The sequence below is a fragment of the Thalassobacillus hwangdonensis genome, assembly GCF_042675915.1.
Lineage (GTDB): Bacteria > Bacillota > Bacilli > Bacillales > Halobacillaceae > Thalassobacillus_A > Thalassobacillus_A hwangdonensis.
In genome coordinates this window covers 297,184-315,747 of sequence record NZ_JBHTKL010000005.1, presented here as the reverse complement: position 1 = coordinate 315,747, position 18,564 = coordinate 297,184, and the positions used below count along the sequence as shown (strand labels likewise).

26 protein-coding genes are annotated in these 18,564 nt (G+C 44.2%); 6 read left to right on the top strand and 20 right to left on the bottom strand.

Annotated features, from left to right (window positions below; translation table 11 throughout):
• Nucleotides 1–39: 39 nt before the first annotated feature.
• From ACFQ2J_RS11040 to ACFQ2J_RS11010, 7 genes are all read right to left on the bottom strand, one after another.
• Nucleotides 40–885 (bottom strand): alpha/beta fold hydrolase, encoded by an 846-nt coding sequence (locus tag ACFQ2J_RS11040; RefSeq protein ID WP_386060043.1) that lies wholly within the window; start codon nt 883–885, stop codon nt 40–42.
• A 243-nt stretch (nt 886–1,128) separates the two neighbouring features.
• Nucleotides 1,129–1,305, bottom strand: coding sequence for a hypothetical protein (locus ACFQ2J_RS11035; RefSeq protein ID WP_386060040.1), 177 nt, complete (start codon nt 1,303–1,305; stop codon nt 1,129–1,131).
• Between the two features lie 370 nt (nt 1,306–1,675).
• Nucleotides 1,676–2,272, bottom strand: coding sequence for an AAA family ATPase (locus ACFQ2J_RS11030; RefSeq protein ID WP_386060037.1), 597 nt, complete (start codon nt 2,270–2,272; stop codon nt 1,676–1,678).
• A 162-nt stretch (nt 2,273–2,434) separates the two neighbouring features.
• Nucleotides 2,435–3,346: an ABC transporter ATP-binding protein gene (locus tag ACFQ2J_RS11025; protein WP_386060034.1), complete on the bottom strand. Its 912-nt coding sequence runs from the start codon at nt 3,344–3,346 to the stop codon at nt 2,435–2,437.
• A complete protein-coding gene (locus tag ACFQ2J_RS11020) occupies nt 3,336–4,313 on the bottom strand; it encodes an ABC transporter ATP-binding protein (protein ID WP_386060031.1) in 978 nt (325 codons plus the stop codon). The genes ACFQ2J_RS11025 and ACFQ2J_RS11020 overlap by 11 nt, the downstream gene beginning before the upstream one ends.
• Nucleotides 4,300–5,247 (bottom strand): ABC transporter permease subunit, encoded by a 948-nt coding sequence (locus tag ACFQ2J_RS11015; RefSeq protein ID WP_386060028.1) that lies wholly within the window; start codon nt 5,245–5,247, stop codon nt 4,300–4,302. The genes ACFQ2J_RS11020 and ACFQ2J_RS11015 overlap by 14 nt, the downstream gene beginning before the upstream one ends.
• Nucleotides 5,244–6,053, bottom strand: a complete 810-nt coding sequence (locus ACFQ2J_RS11010) for an ABC transporter permease subunit (protein WP_386060026.1) — start codon at nt 6,051–6,053, stop codon at nt 5,244–5,246. The genes ACFQ2J_RS11015 and ACFQ2J_RS11010 overlap by 4 nt, the downstream gene beginning before the upstream one ends.
• Before the next feature lie 126 nt (nt 6,054–6,179).
• Between ACFQ2J_RS11010 and ACFQ2J_RS11005 the strand changes: the two genes are divergently transcribed.
• The gene (locus tag ACFQ2J_RS11005) at nt 6,180–7,073 is read left to right on the top strand and encodes a LysR family transcriptional regulator (protein ID WP_386060023.1); all 894 of its coding nucleotides are present in this window, start codon (nt 6,180–6,182) and stop codon (nt 7,071–7,073) included.
• Here the strand turns inward: ACFQ2J_RS11005 and dnaN are convergent, their stop codons facing one another.
• The 10 genes from dnaN to ACFQ2J_RS10955 form a co-directional block, all read right to left on the bottom strand.
• Nucleotides 7,074–8,198 (bottom strand): DNA polymerase III subunit beta, encoded by a 1,125-nt coding sequence (dnaN, locus tag ACFQ2J_RS11000; protein ID WP_386060020.1) that lies wholly within the window; start codon nt 8,196–8,198, stop codon nt 7,074–7,076.
• Nucleotides 8,199–8,216: 18 nt separating this feature from the next.
• Nucleotides 8,217–8,447 (bottom strand): hypothetical protein, encoded by a 231-nt coding sequence (locus ACFQ2J_RS10995; RefSeq protein ID WP_386060018.1) that lies wholly within the window; start codon nt 8,445–8,447, stop codon nt 8,217–8,219.
• Between the two features lie 9 nt (nt 8,448–8,456).
• Complete coding sequence (locus ACFQ2J_RS10990) at nt 8,457–8,864, bottom strand: hypothetical protein (protein WP_386060015.1); 408 nt, start codon at nt 8,862–8,864, stop codon at nt 8,457–8,459.
• 52 nt (nt 8,865–8,916) lie between these two features.
• Nucleotides 8,917–9,237, bottom strand: coding sequence for a hypothetical protein (locus ACFQ2J_RS10985; RefSeq protein WP_386060013.1), 321 nt, complete (start codon nt 9,235–9,237; stop codon nt 8,917–8,919).
• 43 nt (nt 9,238–9,280) lie between these two features.
• A complete protein-coding gene (locus ACFQ2J_RS10980; RefSeq protein WP_386060010.1) occupies nt 9,281–9,508 on the bottom strand; it encodes a hypothetical protein in 228 nt (75 codons plus the stop codon).
• Between the two features lie 14 nt (nt 9,509–9,522).
• Entirely contained in the window at nt 9,523–9,774 is a 252-nt protein-coding gene (locus ACFQ2J_RS10975; protein WP_386060007.1) for a DUF2651 family protein, read from the bottom strand.
• 81 nt (nt 9,775–9,855) lie between these two features.
• Nucleotides 9,856–10,122 carry a hypothetical protein gene (locus tag ACFQ2J_RS10970; RefSeq protein ID WP_386060004.1) on the bottom strand — a complete coding sequence of 89 codons (267 nt, stop codon included), beginning with the start codon at nt 10,120–10,122 and terminating at the stop codon, nt 9,856–9,858.
• Nucleotides 10,123–10,150: 28 nt separating this feature from the next.
• Nucleotides 10,151–10,576, bottom strand: a complete 426-nt coding sequence (locus ACFQ2J_RS10965) for a hypothetical protein (protein ID WP_386060001.1) — start codon at nt 10,574–10,576, stop codon at nt 10,151–10,153.
• Nucleotides 10,577–10,630: 54 nt separating this feature from the next.
• The gene (locus ACFQ2J_RS10960) at nt 10,631–10,939 is read right to left on the bottom strand and encodes a hypothetical protein (RefSeq protein WP_386059998.1); all 309 of its coding nucleotides are present in this window, start codon (nt 10,937–10,939) and stop codon (nt 10,631–10,633) included.
• A 235-nt stretch (nt 10,940–11,174) separates the two neighbouring features.
• Nucleotides 11,175–11,333, bottom strand: coding sequence for a hypothetical protein (locus tag ACFQ2J_RS10955; RefSeq protein ID WP_386059995.1), 159 nt, complete (start codon nt 11,331–11,333; stop codon nt 11,175–11,177).
• Between the two features lie 191 nt (nt 11,334–11,524).
• Here ACFQ2J_RS10955 and ACFQ2J_RS10950 point away from each other — a divergent pair, with 191 nt between their 5' ends.
• The 4 genes from ACFQ2J_RS10950 (at nt 11,525) to ACFQ2J_RS10935 (ending at nt 15,867) form a co-directional block, all read left to right on the top strand.
• Nucleotides 11,525–12,856, top strand: coding sequence for a 2-hydroxycarboxylate transporter family protein (locus tag ACFQ2J_RS10950; protein WP_386059992.1), 1,332 nt, complete (start codon nt 11,525–11,527; stop codon nt 12,854–12,856).
• Nucleotides 12,857–12,868: 12 nt separating this feature from the next.
• Nucleotides 12,869–13,690: an HpcH/HpaI aldolase/citrate lyase family protein gene (locus ACFQ2J_RS10945; RefSeq protein WP_386059989.1), complete on the top strand. Its 822-nt coding sequence runs from the start codon at nt 12,869–12,871 to the stop codon at nt 13,688–13,690.
• 12 nt (nt 13,691–13,702) lie between these two features.
• Complete coding sequence (locus ACFQ2J_RS10940) at nt 13,703–14,848, top strand: CaiB/BaiF CoA transferase family protein (RefSeq protein ID WP_386059987.1); 1,146 nt, start codon at nt 13,703–13,705, stop codon at nt 14,846–14,848.
• Nucleotides 14,849–14,952: 104 nt separating this feature from the next.
• Nucleotides 14,953–15,867, top strand: a complete 915-nt coding sequence (locus ACFQ2J_RS10935; RefSeq protein ID WP_386059984.1) for an AEC family transporter — start codon at nt 14,953–14,955, stop codon at nt 15,865–15,867.
• Between the two features lie 60 nt (nt 15,868–15,927).
• Here ACFQ2J_RS10935 and ACFQ2J_RS10930 read toward each other — a convergent pair whose 3' ends face one another.
• Nucleotides 15,928–16,416: a hypothetical protein gene (locus tag ACFQ2J_RS10930; RefSeq protein ID WP_386059981.1), complete on the bottom strand. Its 489-nt coding sequence runs from the start codon at nt 16,414–16,416 to the stop codon at nt 15,928–15,930.
• A gap of 115 nt (nt 16,417–16,531) precedes the next feature.
• Between ACFQ2J_RS10930 and ACFQ2J_RS10925 the strand changes: the two genes are divergently transcribed.
• Nucleotides 16,532–17,071 (top strand): hypothetical protein, encoded by a 540-nt coding sequence (locus ACFQ2J_RS10925; protein ID WP_386059978.1) that lies wholly within the window; start codon nt 16,532–16,534, stop codon nt 17,069–17,071.
• Between the two features lie 46 nt (nt 17,072–17,117).
• Here the strand turns inward: ACFQ2J_RS10925 and ACFQ2J_RS10920 are convergent, their stop codons facing one another.
• Both ACFQ2J_RS10920 and ACFQ2J_RS10915 read right to left on the bottom strand, forming a co-directional pair.
• Nucleotides 17,118–17,594 (bottom strand): hypothetical protein, encoded by a 477-nt coding sequence (locus ACFQ2J_RS10920; protein WP_386059975.1) that lies wholly within the window; start codon nt 17,592–17,594, stop codon nt 17,118–17,120.
• Nucleotides 17,595–17,614: 20 nt separating this feature from the next.
• Nucleotides 17,615–18,538, bottom strand: a complete 924-nt coding sequence (locus ACFQ2J_RS10915) for a hypothetical protein (protein ID WP_386059973.1) — start codon at nt 18,536–18,538, stop codon at nt 17,615–17,617.
• Nucleotides 18,539–18,564: the final 26 nt, after the last annotated feature.

Genomic DNA, 18,564 nt, shown 5'->3' with positions numbered 1-18,564 from the left:
CAAGAAAAGGTGTTCCAGCTGCAAAGCCGGAACACCTTTTTATTGTTCTGCTAAAAATTCAGTGATTACGCTTTGAAACTTATCCGACTCTTCAAGAAACGGGTAATGATTGCTTCTCTCGAATATCTCGAGCTTCGCATTTGGAATCAGATTTTCCATCTCGATTGAATAAGAAACAGGACACTGCACATCATGCTTTCCACATACGACCAGCACTGGCGTCGAAATAAGGTGAAGCTTCTTCGTTACATCGAATATGTGCAACTCGCGGTTGAAATAGTTCATTCTCGGTGCTGACATCTTTTTATGTATAGGTAAAGAAAATAAAGCGTCATAGCGATCAGGGTCATACAATGAGAGCTTGGTCCTCTCAGCTGACAACTGCTTCCTCACCTCATCCATCAGATCAGGTGATTTAAGCCTTTCAATCAATTCCTGCATCAGGTCGAAGTTCGGATGAGCCTCGTTATAAATGCACTCTGGTGAAAGCGTCATATACTCACGAGCAGCAGACCCGACAATGATGCAATAATTCAGCTTCTCAGAAAAGTAAATCCCATAAAGTACACCAAGCATGCCCCCAGTCGAATGCCCCGCAAATCCCCAACGCTCGAGCCCAAGGGCCTCCCGTACACTTTCTAGATCAAACAAGGTTTCCAGCATGCTAAGCTGATACGATTCCTCCGCTTTAGGAGAACTGCCAGCTTCACGAAGATTCATCAAATATACACGGTGTGTCAGTGTAAATGACTCCGCAAAATAATCACCAGAGTCATTAAACTCCGAATAGTGATGCGTGACACAAAGCGGATCTCCTTGTCCTTTTACAAAGACTTCAAATCTACCTCGGTCTGTATCCACCATCTTACGTTCCCATAAGTCCATCATGCACCTCCGAGTAAAGCAAGTTCTACTTAATGCGCGGTCCCCGACTGCTTTCTAGCCTTTCGTTTTAAAAATGTATACAACACGACACTCACGAGGAACACCGCGACACATACATACCATGGAATGTTATGCCTGTAATATGCAAAAAACAATACAGGGATGACCGTCACTACCATTTCAAAGTGAAAAAACTCCTTAATCGTGTTCCACACTTGTCCCCTCTCCCTCAATAAGTGCTTTTTACTTCTTTTCCTTGCTTCTCTTACCCAGCATGACGATGGAAACCCCGATCAGACCACCAACTGCCAAAGTAATCATGAACTGCCAATCAAAGGATTCGCCTTTCCATAAGCTGATACCAACTCCGGCAATGATGACACCGGCGATCCATGTCAGAAAAAACTTTATGTAATACATACGTACCTCCTCTGGATATTGTTTCATCCAATCTTATTTTAAAATGGCATGCCGGTTAAGAATGGCAGCACTAGTTTAAATACTATCCATATTACCGCAAACATACTTGAGAAACTCACAAGTATCTTCGATTCACTCTTGAATGCTTATATAAAACATCCCATCCGAACCTTACTGAAAATAATATGAATACAAGTAAAAGTATTACTATCCCAGAAAAGTCGAACATAGATCCGAAAGCGAAAATAGATAGAAACCCTGCAATCGTCAGTGTATTATCCATGCCTTTATCGACCATTTCAAAGTAACTGTCTACTCTCTTAACATACGCTCGAATAGATGAAAAAACTCTCACCACTCCTCATTCGGCTTAATTGAAAAAACGAGTCTGCTTCCACTGAGTTTTCATACGATCCACTCGTTTTCTCAGCCGGTTACGGTTATCCGGAAGCAATTCGATTTCAGATTTCGCCGCAATCGCTTCGACAACTTCACCGATTGTTTTATCGTCAGTCAAAATTCTTTCGTGAAAAACATCATCCGATAACCCTACCATGCAACGGTCAATCTGTTCTGCTGCCCAGGAGTTTTTCCTTTCTCCTCTGCTGCGGAGTCGCTTTTTCAACGTGTCCTCCGACGCCCACAGTACATAATGGTGAATAACTATCCCATCTCTCCTTAACCTTCCGACGATCTCTTCAAAATAAACCGGATCGACGATTGTCATCGGCGCAATTACCGTACCATCATACTCGTCATGGATATACTTAAGAATATTATAATTGGAATCCCGCCAAAGATCATAGTCCTGAAAGTCGCCCTTATGAGTTTCGTTCGGGGTGTTCTTATTTATAAAATAGCCAATTCTCTCAGGGTCATATACAAATGAACGGGGAATTCTCCGGTGCAATTCATGAGCTGTCTGCGATTTTCCCACTCCAAACGCTCCATTAATCCATAAGATCATATGCTCACCTTTTCCCTGATAGGTTAATCAATCTCCAATATCCGCCAAACATTGTCGTTTTTTGGATGAATCTTCTTACCTATTCCATAATCCCCCAATACATTCCTGCCAACTTCAAAAAAATAGGAGTATACGGTCACACTAAATGTGACTATATACTCGTTAAGATAAAACATTCACTTTGAAATTTTTCACCTGTATTACATCCGCCGCTACGTAATGATCATGGCCGACATGAACCAAGTGAGGAGGATGCGGAGAAGGGGACGGGACCATTATTTCTTCTCCCTGCCCTCTCAGCATCGGGTCCGCTTTAGGTATCGATGCAAGCAAGGATTTCGTATACGGATGGATCGGATTCTGATAGATTTCATCCTTTGGGGCGAGTTCGAGCATATGCCCCTTATTCAATACTCCAACCCGATCACTCATATGGTGGACCACACTCAAATCATGGGAGATGAACATGTAAGTCAGGTTGAATTCTATTTGAAGCTCCTTCAATAGATTCAGTATTTGAGCCTGGACGGATACATCAAGTGCAGATACAGGTTCATCAGCAATTACAAGTTTCGGATTCATCACCAGCGCTCTTGCGATTGCAATCCGCTGCCGCTGCCCACCGGAGAATTCGTGGATGGTCTTATGATAAGCACTTTTCGGTAGCCTTACACTTTCAAGCATCTGGTATGCCTTTGCCTGACGTTCTTTCGCAGTGAAGACCTTTTGGATGACCATCGGCTCCTGAATGATTTCTCCAACCTTCATACGTGGACTCAGGGATTCATATGGATTTTGAAAAATCATCTGGAAGTCTTTACGTAATGGCCTCAATTGCTTTTCATTCATACTCGCAAGGTCCTTCCCATCGAAAACAATCTTACCATGATCCGGCTTCAGCAACCGTATCAACGTCCGGCCAAGCGTTGTTTTCCCCGAACCGGATTCGCCTACAATTCCCAACGTCTCGCCTTCGTATATATTGAAAGTGATTCCTTCGATCGCCTTATGGAGATTGTCTCCTTTACGAAAGATGGTGGAAAGGTCGCGGATTTCCATCAATTCATTTTTCATAAGCAACCTCCTGCCTTTCGGTATAGAACCGCACCCAGTGTCCCGGTTCCACTTCGACCAGGTCAGACGCTTCAAGGTCACTTCCCTGTTTCTTCGTTAGAGATTCAGGAGCGAAGCGCATCCCTTCATAAGAGTGTCCGCTTTTTTCTGCATCCTTTACCGTCAAAAGCGTTTCTTTAGGGGAATCAATCCTAGGGATGCTGGCCATCAATCCTTTTGTGTAAGGATGGAGCGGATTTTCAAACAGCGTATAGACATCTGCCTCCTCGACAATCCTTCCGTTGAACATGACGAGAACACGATCCGCATATTCAGCGACAAGGCCGAAATCATGCGTAATCAGAAGAAAAGAAGTATTCGTCCGCTTCTTATAGTCCTCCATCAAATCAAGGATTTGCTTTTGAATCGTAACATCAAGCGCTGTCGTTGGTTCATCGGCGATAATCAGTTCCGGGTTACAGGAGATGGCAAGCGCAATCAATGCACGTTGTTTCATCCCACCTGACAATTCACCTGGATATCGGTGGTAGATTTCAGAAGGATTTTCAAATCCTACAAGCATCAGCAGTCGCAGCGCCTCCCGCTTCCTTTCATTGCGATTGATGCGTCGGTGGAACCTCAATCCCTCTGTCACTTGCTTGCCAATCTTCATCGTCGGATTCAAGGACACGGATGCATCCTGAAAGATCATGGAAATTCTCTTCCCGCGGATTTGCTGCAATTCCTTTTCGGACATCGCCACCAAGTTTTCACTGTGAAAGTTAATGCTGCCACCTGTGATCCTCCCATTCTCAGGTAACAGTCCGAGAATCGCTTGAGAGGTGACACTTTTTCCAGAACCGGACTCTCCGATTAAGGCCACTGTTTTCCCCTTGCCGATTGAAAAACTGATATCGTCGACCACAACCGCTTCCTGTCGTCCTGAATCAAACGAGATTTGTAGATTCTCTACTTCAAGCAGCTTCATCGACTTCCCTCCTTTCCTTCCGTTGCATCGCATTCCGCATGCCGTTGATCACCATATTCATCGCAAAGATCGCCAGTGAGAAGAACCCTAGTGGAATCAAAATCAAATGAGGGCTATGGTTGATCGCATCATAGTTATTGCCGATCAGCCCCGCCCATTCCCCTGTAAGGGAAACGAACACCTCATGTTCACTCAATAGATCCCCGTCAATGATGGTGGCAGCCCCTCCGATGAAGATGTACAGCACACCTAAGTGGGAGAGAAGAATCAGCACCTGGATGATCTGCTGAGCAACGACAAGTAGGAAGCGGCTCCCCATCTCAGGCAGAACATGCTTAAAATAGACATAGCGATGCTTGGCTCCAAGCGAAAGTGTGCTGACAATGTATTCCTGATTGGAAATACGGGCGATATCCTTCGAGAAAGCAGCTAATAAAGGCGGCACACCCAGAAGTGCGAGAATGATACATTGAGTCAGTACCATCTGCACGAAACCTCCGCCTTCCTCCGAATATTTTGTAGCAAGCGGCGCAAGGAATAAATACGCAACAATCGCCGTGGGAATATACAGCATCGATTCTATGAGATCCTCAAGTAAAGGTCGTAATTTTTCGTTGTAATGATAATAGAAAAAAGACAACACTCCAGCCAGCAATACTCGCACAAGTGCAATTCCCAAGGCGAAAAGCAACGTGTACTTCGCGCCGTTGATCATCAGATCGAGCAAATTTCTCCCAAATACGTCCGTACCGAATGGCGGGGCTTCCGCAGGTGAAAAGGGTGGAACTCCTACCAGTTTGCCATCTTCATAAAGATAGTTGACCTCTTCAGGCAACTCGAAGAAAAACGGGTAAGCGATACTGGCTGCCATTAAGGATAAAAGAATGAAGGAACCAAGCAAGAACTGCGGCTGTTTCCATAGCGCTCGACTCATGCCGCTTCCTCCTCTCGTTCACCCGTATACTTTTGAACCATCGTACTGCTCATTTCAAATAAGTAGACGAATGGAATGGCAATCATGAACGTTCCGATAAGAAAAACAAAGCTATTGGAACTAAGCATGATCCGCATCACACCATGGATGTTGAAAATATATTCGACGATGAACAGGTTCGAGAGCATGAATACGAAAATCGGCTTGAAATATAAAGACAGATGGAAGAGGACATTGCGGAACACATGACGGATCACTATGTAAAGCTTCCCCAGTCCCATTGATCTTGCAACCTGTATGTAATGCTTATTCGCTTCTTCCTCTAAAAAAAGGAAGGACAGCTTGAACAACTGAATGGTTGGTAGTACGGCCAAAACCAGAATCGGCAGCAGATAGATCCGTTCATCATTGACCGCCATCAAATCGCTGATCAGCCATCCTGTTTTCGCATAGACGTAAATGATGACAATCTGCAGCGTGACCACGATGAAAAGGTCCGGCAACGATTCTAAAATCGTCAATACTCCGTACAGAAGCCGCTTGAAAGATCTTGAAAGCATCGATGCGATGAATGTAAAGAGTATAGCTACACATATACTTAACGCCAATCCTCCTAACAGAATCGTCATCGAGTAGAAGTACTTTTCAAAAATGCCCGGAAAAATATCGTACATCACACCGTCGATTTGATAATCTCTTAGATTCAAAGTCTGATTAGCCCCACTGATTATTGAAGGAAGCAGACTTATGATAAGCAGCCCAATAAGAATGGACTTCAGCTTCTTGAAATAATTCCCGAACGTCACGGAGCATCCCCCCTTTTCCACTAGTACAACCGTTTACATTTATTGTATGTTTCGACACTATATTTGTAAAATATATATAATATATACATAATATAAAAAAATTATATATGTGGGGGGGATGCTTACATGTTCGAATTACTTAAAACATTTGTAGCAGTTGTGGAGAATGGCTCCTTGTCCAAGGCTGCTGAACAGTTGCATGCGAATCAACCGAATCTTTCTGTACGAATTCAACGACTGGAAGAGAACCTTGGAGTAAAGCTGTTTGATCGAGAAGGAAAAAGGCTAGTGCTAAATCCAGTTGGAAGGCGAATGTATAAACAGACCAAATCACTGTTGAACATGTACGACAATATGCAGGAGGAAATCAAGCTATTCGAACGTCCAGACGCTGGTCATATCAGAATAGGCGGTGGCTTTCAGCTATTATCTACGACACTGCCTCCGTTTCTGACAGCATTCAGTGATTCTTTTCCCAACATCACCTACGAAATCAATGAAATTGGTCCTTCCTATGAAACCTACCAGCTTGTGGACCAGTATAAAATTGATTATGGAATCGTCGATACGAAGCATCCTTATGAAAATATCCAGACAGAGCCGCTCGGAATCCAGTCGCAAATTAATCTCGTCGTGCCAAAGCATCATAGGGTGGCAGAGGAGGAAAAACTTAGTGTGGAAGACCTTAATGACTTATCATTCATCACGTTCAAGAAAGGCACGAAGATCATGAATGAAATGGAGGAAAGGTTTGAGGAAGCAGGAGTCACCCTCCCAGTCCGCATGGAGAGTGGACATATTGAAATGATCATCAAAATGGTCGAAATGGGAATGGGGGCTGCCTTCCTTCCACTCATCACAGGCTCTCACATCCTTTTGGACAAAGAGGTTCAGGTGATGAATGTGGAAGGGCTAGACTTCCCTGCGAAACCGATTGACCTGATTTATCGAAAGAACCGTTATTATCCTGCTTCGTTGTTAACATTCAAAGAGCAGTTGATTCAGTATTTCCAGAAGTAATCAATATGACCTGACGGGTGAAATCAAATGCAGATAAGTGTCATCGCCAACGGGCTGGATGACAATCGGACGCATCGAGCCTCCAAACTGGACCTTCACCTGTTCCGATTGCACCTGCTTCAGCGCATCCATCAAGAAGTTACCATCGATATGGATGGTTAAATCCTTATCCCCCGTCAACTCATGGATGGATTGTGTTTCGCTGATTTCTCCTACTTCTGTCGAGGTAGAGGATATTTTGAGTCCAGTTTCTTTCAACGATAACCGGACGTTGTTATGCTTCCATTCCGACGCAAACAAAGAAGCCCTGTCGATGCCTTGAAGAAGCTTCAGCGTATTCAACGTGACACTCGTTTTATATTCTGATGGAAACAGCTTCTCTGTATCCGGGTAATTGCCTTCAATCAGCCTTGCGTAAAGGGTGGTGTGCTCCATCTCAAATGCTATATGACCTTCGGTTATGTAAAGATTGATTGTCGGTGATTCCGTTCCTGTAATTTTCATAAGCTCTACCAGTGCTTTACTTGGAATCGTACAAGAAACCGCTTTGGCGGTAGGAATCGCTTGCTTCCTTAATGCAAGTCGATGTGAATTGGTTGCTACGGCAACGGCCTCATCCTGTGAAAATTGGATGTTTACTCCGTTTAGGACTGGCCTTGTTTCATTGCTGGACACTGCGAATACTGTTTGACGAATCATCTCCATCAATTGTTTCGAATCCATCGAAATCGTTTCACACCCATCCAGGGAAGGAAGGTTCGGGTACTCCAAGGAGTCGAATCCGTTCATACGTGTGATGATGTCACCGGAGGTAAGCGTTGCAAAGTGATCCTTCACGAAAAGGTGGACAGGAGCATGCAGCTTCTTCACCAGCTGACTGATGTACTTTGCAGGAAGCACAATGCTGCCTGTTTTTTGGATCGTGACTGGGCTGTCCCCCACTTCCATAACAGGTATCTTCTTATAGATGATGATCTCGGAATTGCTACCAGTTAGCGTCAGGCCATCCGCTTCTGCAGTCAATTTGATCCCTGTCAGGACTGGTAGAGTTGTTTTTTGAGTAATAACCGAACTGACTTCAGCAATCGCTTTATTGAATATTGAAGACTTTATGTAAAATTCCATAACTGAACAACCATCTCCTTAGTTAGCATCTTGTTGCCTCCGTAAAACACGGACTCGTTGTACACACATATAAGCACCGATAAATCCTGTCCCGGTAAGATAGGTGCCCATTAAAAAGTCATAGAGACCCTGCATATCTATGAATCTGCTGATCCCTTCCATCCCCAGTAGTACTGCGATGATGCATAGAGTAATGAGTAGGAAGGGACTTTGTCTTACTTTCTCTCTCGTACGTTGCTTCAAACACATTGGAACACCTCATTGTTGTATTTGCTTCATGGTGGGCAAATAGAGAACGACTGCCAGAAGTGAACTGATCATGGTGAGATAGAATCCGAAATGTGTGTGCTCGAAACTGGTTTGAAAACTGATCTCTCCTGTGACAGTCGGCACGTGCCAAGTGAAAAATCCATACATACAGGAGAGCGGGATGATAAGCAGTGCTGCAAGCGTCAATAGGTTAATCTTTTTTGACCGGCGTTTCTGCCACAGCAAAATAAATCCAGCGACAATGCCAATCAACACTGTCGGTACAGCAGCCATCCACCTCCACCCATTGGAATAATCCACATCAGCGTTAAAATAGAACCACGGAAAAAATAATCCAAGTAAACTGATTCCAACCAATACACCTGTTATCCAACGAAGCATGCTGTCCTTTGACATCACACACCCCATCCTCTCTTCCGCTCTCAATGAGCTCCATTTTGATAGATTATTAAAAATGAATCATACCTTGTTCAGATAAATAGCTGATAAGGAAGTAGCAGACGACAGCTGAACTTATATATGTAAATGTGATCGCGCCACCCTCGACTTGTTTGTTTTTACTACCAATTAATCTTCGAATGATATGTATCTTTATAATCTCTAAAACAAATGCAACTCCAAAAAAAAGAAACAAGATCGAAATGAAATTCAAAATAGTAGAGTTGAATTGTACAAATTGAAGTAATAAGACCACAATAATGAATGCTGGAGGAATTGTAATGATATCCGCAATATCTCTCCCTGGAGTCTTGTGTTTCTGTTGATTCATTTTAACCTCCTCCCTCTTCATCTGTTTCCCCATCAACAAACAGTTATTTAATGTCCTGGAGCTTGTTTTTTCTATTCAAGTATTCAATCACTAAGATGATGCTGACTGCAATAATGATCATCGTAACGATGGCAGTGGTCGAGGACAATATATCAAGGACAGCAAGCACCATAACACCGTTGATCAGGATTAAATAGGTGAAAATCAGAAATTTAAGCACATCGATCTCCTTTCTCCTTTCTATCTCAATACTCCAGCCAACAATTTTCATCTATCTTCCACCCTTCAGCTTGAGGGACGGCTCCCCAATAAGGAATGTATTCCCTTTGCCAAAAAGCTTGTCCCTAAAGCAACCACAGTGTACGCACATACCCATATGAAGAAGCTGCTGTTGTACGCGAAGACTTGCAACAATAGGAAACTAATAAATACGACAACGGGCGCGATCAACACGTTCTTGAAGAATAAATAACCCAATACTCCTGCAAGTAACGCCAATGCAGGGTAGACAGTCAAAACAATTACAATCATCCCCATGGAAAATTCCCCCTTCAATATTTTGGTGTAATATTACACAAAAAGAGAATATATTACAACAAATATGGAAGGGAAATTCACTTATGTATGAGAAAAAGATTTTTTCTTTTGAATAAAAAATGCCAGAATCAACAGTATCACACTGACAAGAATGATCCCTAAACCTAACCCTTCAGAGAGTTGAAAGGCGTTAATTGTTTGGTAGATACATAGTACTGCAATGAATGCGAGCCATAGTATTCCTTTGAACCGACTTCGGGTGAAGATGGAAGAGAAAATCGCTAACCCTCCCGAAAGGCCGATCATCTGAGCAATCAAGATCATGCTGTACATAAGAAAATCATTCATTTGTGCTCTCCTCTCCGTTGTTATTTAACTAATGAGCTTCCCAATCAAGCTCCATACTTTCGATCACCTGCATCAGTTCGTTTTCCTGCTTCACTTCAAAATAACCGGACTTCTCAAAGTCGGTCCTGTTTTCACTGACGATGGCGAGGTAGCGGTTGGAAGCATCGGTGTGAAAGAATATCGAGTATGCCATATCTACAGGAGGACTGTCTTTTCTAATCAGCTCCATATCAGAAGGAATCTCGATGATCTCCGTGAGTTTCGATTCGTCATTGACGGTTGCTTTGTGCCCGTCGCTCTCTCTGAAAATCGTTATCTTTTCCACACTTTCCCCTTCTTCCAGCATGGTAGAAAGTGCTTCATCGTATGTAGTTGTTTCCGGCCAATTGATGATCACGATCGCTCCGATAAAAATGAGAACACTTGCACTCAAGATAAGCATCGTCTTTTTCATATCCGCTCCTCACCTCCCTTTTCCAATTTTAACATTATTTTCATTAAAGAAAACTCACTCTGGAGCCGACCAAGGCATCTGTAATTCCTCGATTTGATGCAGCAATTGGTTTTCCCCTTTTACTTCATACGAACCCCCGAAAAAGAGACCTTCTTCCCCTACAATCAGCTCAATCGTCTTATAGTCATCCGTAGTTGCATACAACCAGTACTGCATGGGGTGCACGCCCTCATCACTTTTCAGTTCCATACTCGAAGAAGCTTCCATTAAGCCCGAAATGAACGATTTATCTTCTATAGTAACCCTCGCTCCATCCATCTCCCGCTTGATCGTGAGCTTTTCTATCTCTCCATTTCCCTCCACAGCTTCTTCCAATTTGTCACCGAACGTTGTGACTTCAGGCCAGGTTAAATAAAGGTAAGCCGCAGCTACAAGAGTGATGGATACAAGGATTATATAACGCTTTTTGATAGTACGACCTCCTTATCTATAGGTGAAAAAGGCATTTACGCCAATCAGCATAAGAATCAAATTCAGGATGAAAATGATGCCGACCACCCATAACAGTACTTTTCCAACAGGTCCCATCGAATCCCCCTTAAAACTTTTTCTCCTCGGGTCTATGATTTTGACTGCTTATTTCTTCAACAAGTTCGATCAGCCTTTCATTTTGTTCAATCAATGTCTTGTTTTGCTGTCTAAATTTCGTAAAGTCGAATAAGTAAATGATCAGGATTGCTAACACTAGAAAACCCATTGAATCTCTCCTTTCTTTATATACGATGCAGCCCTCACATACGTTTCACCCAATACCAATTCCATCCAATTTGCTCGCTTTTTTTAATTACAATAATATCAATAGTTTCATAATATGTGAATTTTCTGTGAACTAAACTAACCTGAACTTACAAATGAAAACGCTTACTTAATCTAAAAGGAGTTGGAAACATGGCTAGAACAGCAGAAGATTTGAATTATCAGCAACAAGCGCACGCCAACCTTGCTGAAGTGAACAGCGAGAAGAAATCATTTGCAATCTTTGGAATACCTGTTATCTGGTTCGCAATTTTCGCAGCAATCACACTCACAAGCTTATACACTGGCAATCTTCCAGGAGGAATGATTGGCGCATTACTCGTTATGATGGTACTGGGTGAATTATTCGGTTACATCGGAGACCGCACCCCGATTGTCCGGACCTTTTTAGGAGGCGGAGCGATCATCGCCATCTTCGGCGCTGCCTTCCTCAACTATGCTGGATGGCTGCCTGAATCGTCCGTTACGAACATGACGACATTCATGAAAGACGGCGGCTTCCTGAATTTCTACATCGCTGCATTGATCACTGGTAGTATCCTTGGCATGCAAAAGCAGATTCTTGTAAAAGTCGGACTTCGCTATTTCATCCCAATCTTCGGAGCGATTATCGGGGCAGCAGCAATCGCAGGTCTGCTCGGTACGATCGCTGGATTCTCCCTCAGAGATGCGGTACTCGTCATCACAATGCCGATCATGGGTGGTGGAATGGGTGCAGGCGCTGTACCGATGAGTCAGATCTATTCTGAAATCATGGGGAATGACCCAAGCTACTACATCTCCATTCTCGTTCCAGCATTAGCACTTGGTAACGTGTTCGCAATCGTTTTGGCAAGTATGTTGAACCTGCTCGGTAAAAAAGTTCCTTCCCTTACTGGGAATGGCCAATTGATCCAGGGCTTCACTTATAAGAAGGAAAAAGAGAAGGCTTACGATATTCAGAAGATGGGCATCGGACTGCTCGCTGCTGTCACATTTTTTGCAGTCGGAAGCCTGCTTGGTGACTATGTTCCGCTTCACCCATACGCACTGATGATCATCGTTGTCGCAGCAGCTAAAATTGCGGATATCATCCCTAACAACATCGTTGAAGGTGCAAGCCAGTGGTACAAGTTCGTTGCCAACAACTGGACACTTGCATTACTGTTCGGAATCGGGATCGCCTACACGGACCTTGGTACGGTATTAGAAGCGTTGACATTGCAATATGTTCTGACGGTCTTCGGTGTCGTATTCGGCGCAATCCTTGGTGCAGGTATCCTTGGAAAACTCGTCGGCTTCTATCCGATCGAATCCGCCATCACTGCCGGACTTTGTATGGCGAACATGGGAGGTACAGGCGACGTTGCCGTACTTTCCGCTTCCCGTCGTATGGAAATGATGCCATTCGCACAGATTTCTTCCCGTCTTGGCGGTGCACTGATCCTGCTGCTCGCCGGGCTGATCATCCCATTATTCTCCTAAAGGAGTGTTTCGATGCTTGAACCGAGAAGTTACTTGTTCGTTCCAGCAGCTAAGAAAAAAATGATTCATAAAGCGATGGGATCAGAAGCCGATGTATTGATCATCGATCTCGAAGATTCCGTCGCCACTTCGGAAAAACAAACCGCACGTGAAAACGTGATCGAAGCATTATATGAAACGGAACGCAACCAGCGAATCTATATTCGCATCAATGCGCTCGACACTCCATTTTGGGAAGAGGACCTTGCCTGCGCGCTTCAAGTTGAAGCGGCAGGCATTGTGCTGCCTAAAGCGGAGGACGCGGAAATGATGAAGGCTGTTGCTGACCATTTCGACACCGAGCGGCTGATTCCATTGATTGAAACCGCTAAGGGAGTACAGTTCGCTTATGACATTGCAGTCGCCAATCCAAAGGTGGAGCGGCTCGCATTCGGTTCACTCGACTATGCGCTGGACATTGGATGCCAGCTTACCCCAGGAGGACAGGAGCTTTTATTTGCACGCTCGCAGCTTGTCAATGCATCCAGAGCAGCAAACATCGGAGCTCCAGTCGACACAGTTTACCCGGATCTAAACAATGAGGAAGGTTTCGTTCATGAAGCAAAAATGGCAAGGCAGCTCGGCATGCGCGCAAAGCTGCTGATTCATCCAAAACAGATTGAAGCGACTCATCGTATTTTTTCACCTTCTGAAGAAGAAGTGGAGGAGTATAAAGAGATTGTTGCACGTTTTGAAGCTGCCGAGCAGGAAGGAATAGCTTCGATCGCCTACAATGGCAGGATGATCGACTATCCCGTCTATCAGCAGGCAAAGCAGGCACTCGAAAAAGTATAAGGAGGAAGATCGATGCTACCATTGAAAGGAATTACCGTCGTTTCACTGGAACAGGCAGTAGCTGCACCATTCGCGACAAGACAGCTCGCTGACCTTGGGGCTCGTGTCATCAAGGTCGAACGTGAGGATGGCGATTTTGCAAGAGGCTATGACCAGACCGTCAACGGCATGTCGAGCCACTTCGTCTGGCTGAACCGCTCGAAAGAATCGATTGCCCTCGACTTGAAATCCGAACACGGGAAACAGGCACTTGATGGACTGCTGGCAGAGGCGGATGTATTTATCTATAACCTTGCTCCCGGCGCAGTCGACCGGCTCGGGTTTGCTGCATCCGACTTGCGAAAAAGGCATCCGAGGCTTATCATATGTGGAGTATCCGGTTACGGAGCAGACGGCCCATACACGAATAAAAAAGCGTACGATCTCCTGATCCAGTGCGAAGCAGGACTTGTTTCTGTCACAGGAACGGAAGAAGAACCATCGAAGAGCGGCATTTCCGTCGCAGATATCGCTGCCGGCATGTACGCGTATTCCGGTATCCTTACCGCAATCATCGCACGTTCTCAGACTGGCGAAGGTACAGTGATGGAAGTATCGATGCTTGAGGCGCTTGCGGAATGGATGGGCTATCCAATGTATTTTGCAGAATACGGAGGGGAAGCACCGAAACGGACCGGCGCACGCCATGCTACGATTTATCCATACGGGCCATTTGAAGCAAGTGACGGTAAAATGGTCTTCCTTGCGATTCAGAACGAGCGGGAGTGGAAGCAATTCACTGCGAAAATTCTTGGGCAGCCCGCACTTGCTGATGACCCTCGTTTCAGCAGTAACTCCCTGCGGGTAGAGAATCGTGAAGCATTGAAAGCGATCATCGAGGGGGCATTGGCAAAACTTGCTTCCGACAGCCTGATTGACTTGCTGGAGGAAGCCCGCATCGCCAATGCAAGACTGAACAGTGTCAAAGATATCACCGGCCACCCACAATTGATGGCTAGGGATCGTTTTCGTGAAGTCGACTCCCCGGTCGGCAAGCTGAAAGCATTGATTCCACCAGTCACCTTCGATGGCATTGATACCGTCATGAACCCGATTCCGGAAATCGGTGAACATACAGATAAGATTTTAGAAGAATTCGGGTTTTCCGTAAAAAACTGACGGAAACCCTTTTGACCCTCATTTAAAGCAGGGGCTGTTTTTGGAAAAAACCAGAAGCAGCTCCTTTTGCAGTTTTTTAAATCACACGAATGGTTGTGAACGAAATGGAAGTCATCTTAATCGTCATCCCTGCATTCATCATCTTCGGTTTAGGTTATATCGGCCAAAAGACGATCGGCTTCGATCATCGAAGTCTCGCGAGCGCATCGTTGTATTTGATGTACCCTTTTCTCGCTTTCCAGACCTTTTACGAAAACGATGTGACGTTGGAATACTTGTATATTGTCGTGTTTTGCGTCGCATTGATGGTCATTTTGATCGGAGGTTCGATGCTGCTCGCGAAGTTGCGTAACCAGCCCCGATCAATGTCCTCTGCATATATTCTCGCAGGTGTATTCATGAATAGCGGGAACTACGGCGTTCCGATCATCCTGTTCGCCTTTGGGGAAGCAGGCGTCGATTATGCGATCATCATGATGGTCGTCCAATCCCTCTTGATGAACACCGTAGGCCTTTATTATGCAGCACGAGGAAGCAAGACAACGACTCTCAGCATGAAGGACTCTCTTGTGAAAATCGCTAAGATGCCGATCAACCATGCAGTGGTCATTGGCTTGCTAGTACAGTTCCTTGATGTTCGAATGCCCGATTTCATCATGCAGGCAGTCGACCTGATTGCAGCTGCCACCATTCCGACAATCATGATTGCTCTCGGAATGCAGTTAGCCACATTGAAAAAAGGCCATGTGAAAAACAGCGATCTGGCAGGTATTTTCACGCTACGGTTCGTAGTTTCACCCCTAGTAGCATTGGTCCTGACATTGGTGCTTGGTCTTGACCCAATGCTGTCGAGCATCCTGATCGTGCTTGCCGCGATGCCGACAGCAGCTAACACGACGATGTATGCCCTGCAGTTCAATACGGAACCAGAGCTTGTTTCTTACAGCACCTTGGTAACGACGGTTGTCAGCATTGGAACAGTGCCTTTGATGCTTTGGCTTGTGGGAGCAGTTGCCTAAATACGCATGCAGTAGAAAAACCCACGATCCAGTATAAATGCTGAATCGTGGGTTAACTCTTTAATTGGAGAAAAAATCATTAATGATTTTCTCCACGTGATAATTCTCTTCACAGGCTAAGCTTTCCGCCTTTATCTCCTTGCCTGGACGGTCTGACTCATTGACCTTCTTCCACGTTTGTTTATCTCTTCTCAACTCAATCCTTATGTTTTCATTATCAAAATTTTTATATAGTAAAAATGCTTGATCAGGCTTGCTCTTCAAAAAATACAACCTCCGTCTTCCTTGGCTCTCACCTTCAAAGTACTTATTCAAGCTATCAATACGCTGATTTCTTCCACCTATTAAAACGAGTCCTTTATGTAAATCATCACTGGTGAAATAACCCATTACATCTTCACCTTGATAGTCATAGGATTGGAAAACATCTTCGTACACCATTTCCTCGAAATGTTCATCTCGCATCTCCATCTGTCGAATACAATCATCCGAAATGGCTGGTATATCATGCAATGTCATTAAACCCATTACTACTAGAACTTTCATCATTTACGCTCACCTCAATACTAAGGTGGCTTAAACACGTGTTGATATACACGATGAAAGTCGTTTACCTAGGAATACTTGATGCTGTTACATCAATACTAATTCATGGAGGTGCTCTATGAGAAAAATCTTACAAAGTACGCTTATCTTACTACTTATTATGTCTTGTTGTTTTCAACCTGCTGCATTCGCCCGAAGTAATGATCTGGATTCTAGGGTTCCGATGACCGTTGATGAAGTGTATCAATCAATGGGATATGTAGAGGTGAGTGACGCAATAAACACGTATGAAAGTAAAACCTCTTACACCATCGCACTTCCGGAAAAGCTTCCTTTTCAAACAGAAAAGAACTTCGGTAAAGCGGAAGGAGATAAACTTACCATTGATTTTGTAAGTGATAATGGAAAAAAGCTATTTAAATTGACTATTCAACCTCTTGCAGACACAAAACAGGAATATAACTTCAAATTGGAAGATGGATCACCTGCGCTCCTGAAATCTAATCCATCACCCATGAATGTAACCTTTTTATATTTTCAAAAGGATAAGTTTCTTTATAGTTTGTCTCTCAATTATTACGATAAGAAATCAAGAAGGGAAAAGTTGATTGATACAGCTAACTCAATGATGGCCGATAACCAAACGTTTCAGGAATAGGACAGGCTCCACCGGGATTAAAGTATCTCCCGTGGAGCCTGTCCTGTCATATCATCGATTCATTTTTTATTTTTCTTATCCTGGTGATTTCCCCTGCATTATACCCTACCCACCCTGCGAATAACGGGAAGTAATCAGATGGAGATTCCATATACATAGGACGAAAGACATCAAAGTTAATGATAAAAGCCGTAATTCCAATGTTAATGATAAGCACCAAGACAGCTTGCCCAATTTTCCTTCGCTTCCAACGCTTCTCGCCCATGTACGCTCTCTCAAATTTCTGAACGAGCCGCTCTGACTTTATACCAAAAACCCTTCCCGTTCTCAGCGACCACAGGATGATGATCAATTGAATCCACAAAGCAATACAACACAGGATTAAAACCACGCCTGTCGTTCCACCATGATCTGCAAACATCCCGAACAATACCGCTACCAGCACCATAACAAGGTTGTAAGCGACAAGATGTTTGATTTTCAGCCGTTTTATTTTCTTAATATCCCAGTCCTGTTCATTCATTTTATCCTGCCTCTCCACGCTTAATGAATCTTCATCAATTTAATCAGACGGATGACTTCTTGGTCATCACCAGTATCAATTGAGACGAGTTTTGTATTCTCGATGATTTCGTTATAAAATTCTTCTCCTGCTGGATATTGGCCATCCCATCTCAATGGTACATTGTAAACGTTGATGGTACCGTCCCCATTGCCACTGTAGGTCACAGAGCCGTCCACAAGACGACCTCCCGCCAGTTGGATAACGTCCTCTGGATAGACAGCACTTGTTTCATCGTCCTCGTTCAGCTTCTCACCAGCAGGGATATGCCAGACGTTCAATTCATCGAGTTGCTGGTTAGGTCCAAGCTGCAGCCAGACTCGTGCGTATTCGATTTGTTCACTTGTAAAATCCGATAGCTTCTCCCCATCCGCAGGTGCTTCACTATTCTCGAAGTCCTGGATCAAGGTAACAGAGAACTCTCCATCGTAGGAGACCCAACTTACTGAATCTACTCGCGTATTCTCTTTGAACTCCGGCAGTTCAGCCATAATTTGTTCAGCAGTATCCAGCATTGTTTGCGTTTCATCGTAGCTCTTACTGCTGTCCTGGAACATTTCATCGATTTTTTGTCCATAAGCTTCATTATCCGGCAAAAGCTTCACTGTGTAGTTGACCGTTCCTGACTCACTTTCCCAGACATCCGTTTCATAGTGCGTCTGATCGAGCTTATAGTTTTCATTCAGGTAAGTATCGACATCCATTTCTTCTGCAGGTGCACTTTGTTCACCTTCAGATTCATCGGAGTTGGTTTCCTGCTCATCTTCCTGATCGGGCGCTTCGCTAGTAGTGGTTTGATTTTCTTCCTGATTGTCCTGTTCCTTGTCACTTTCTCCATCAGCCTGTGCGCATGCTGCCATCAACAACATTGCCATCATGACTGTGAGCATTAGTATTTTCTTCATGTTGATCCCTTCCTTTATGTGCGTAA

What these genes read in the sequence shown, in the direction of transcription:
- ACFQ2J_RS11040 (WP_386060043.1), bottom strand. Translation starts at nt 885, where the DNA reads ATGGACTTATGGGAACGTAAGATGGTGGATACAGACCGAGGTAGATTT.
- ACFQ2J_RS11035 (WP_386060040.1), bottom strand. Translation starts at nt 1,305, where the DNA reads ATGTATTACATAAAGTTTTTTCTGACATGGATCGCCGGTGTCATCATT.
- ACFQ2J_RS11030 (WP_386060037.1), bottom strand. Translation starts at nt 2,272, where the DNA reads ATGATCTTATGGATTAATGGAGCGTTTGGAGTGGGAAAATCGCAGACA.
- ACFQ2J_RS11025 (WP_386060034.1), bottom strand. Translation starts at nt 3,346, where the DNA reads ATGAAAAATGAATTGATGGAAATCCGCGACCTTTCCACCATCTTTCGT.
- ACFQ2J_RS11020 (WP_386060031.1), bottom strand. Translation starts at nt 4,313, where the DNA reads ATGAAGCTGCTTGAAGTAGAGAATCTACAAATCTCGTTTGATTCAGGA.
- ACFQ2J_RS11015 (WP_386060028.1), bottom strand. Translation starts at nt 5,247, where the DNA reads ATGAGTCGAGCGCTATGGAAACAGCCGCAGTTCTTGCTTGGTTCCTTC.
- ACFQ2J_RS11005 (WP_386060023.1), top strand. Translation starts at nt 6,180, where the DNA reads ATGTTCGAATTACTTAAAACATTTGTAGCAGTTGTGGAGAATGGCTCC.
- dnaN (WP_386060020.1), bottom strand. Translation starts at nt 8,198, where the DNA reads ATGGAATTTTACATAAAGTCTTCAATATTCAATAAAGCGATTGCTGAA.
- ACFQ2J_RS10995 (WP_386060018.1), bottom strand. Translation starts at nt 8,447, where the DNA reads ATGTGTTTGAAGCAACGTACGAGAGAGAAAGTAAGACAAAGTCCCTTC.
- ACFQ2J_RS10990 (WP_386060015.1), bottom strand. Translation starts at nt 8,864, where the DNA reads ATGTCAAAGGACAGCATGCTTCGTTGGATAACAGGTGTATTGGTTGGA.
- ACFQ2J_RS10985 (WP_386060013.1), bottom strand. Translation starts at nt 9,237, where the DNA reads ATGAATCAACAGAAACACAAGACTCCAGGGAGAGATATTGCGGATATC.
- ACFQ2J_RS10980 (WP_386060010.1), bottom strand. Translation starts at nt 9,508, where the DNA reads ATGAAAATTGTTGGCTGGAGTATTGAGATAGAAAGGAGAAAGGAGATC.
- ACFQ2J_RS10975 (WP_386060007.1), bottom strand. Translation starts at nt 9,774, where the DNA reads ATGGGGATGATTGTAATTGTTTTGACTGTCTACCCTGCATTGGCGTTA.
- ACFQ2J_RS10970 (WP_386060004.1), bottom strand. Translation starts at nt 10,122, where the DNA reads ATGAATGATTTTCTTATGTACAGCATGATCTTGATTGCTCAGATGATC.
- ACFQ2J_RS10965 (WP_386060001.1), bottom strand. Translation starts at nt 10,576, where the DNA reads ATGAAAAAGACGATGCTTATCTTGAGTGCAAGTGTTCTCATTTTTATC.
- ACFQ2J_RS10955 (WP_386059995.1), bottom strand. Translation starts at nt 11,333, where the DNA reads ATGGGTTTTCTAGTGTTAGCAATCCTGATCATTTACTTATTCGACTTT.
- ACFQ2J_RS10950 (WP_386059992.1), top strand. Translation starts at nt 11,525, where the DNA reads ATGGCTAGAACAGCAGAAGATTTGAATTATCAGCAACAAGCGCACGCC.
- ACFQ2J_RS10945 (WP_386059989.1), top strand. Translation starts at nt 12,869, where the DNA reads ATGCTTGAACCGAGAAGTTACTTGTTCGTTCCAGCAGCTAAGAAAAAA.
- ACFQ2J_RS10940 (WP_386059987.1), top strand. Translation starts at nt 13,703, where the DNA reads ATGCTACCATTGAAAGGAATTACCGTCGTTTCACTGGAACAGGCAGTA.
- ACFQ2J_RS10935 (WP_386059984.1), top strand. Translation starts at nt 14,953, where the DNA reads ATGGAAGTCATCTTAATCGTCATCCCTGCATTCATCATCTTCGGTTTA.
- ACFQ2J_RS10930 (WP_386059981.1), bottom strand. Translation starts at nt 16,416, where the DNA reads ATGATGAAAGTTCTAGTAGTAATGGGTTTAATGACATTGCATGATATA.
- ACFQ2J_RS10925 (WP_386059978.1), top strand. Translation starts at nt 16,532, where the DNA reads ATGAGAAAAATCTTACAAAGTACGCTTATCTTACTACTTATTATGTCT.
- ACFQ2J_RS10920 (WP_386059975.1), bottom strand. Translation starts at nt 17,594, where the DNA reads ATGAATGAACAGGACTGGGATATTAAGAAAATAAAACGGCTGAAAATC.
- ACFQ2J_RS10915 (WP_386059973.1), bottom strand. Translation starts at nt 18,538, where the DNA reads ATGAAGAAAATACTAATGCTCACAGTCATGATGGCAATGTTGTTGATG.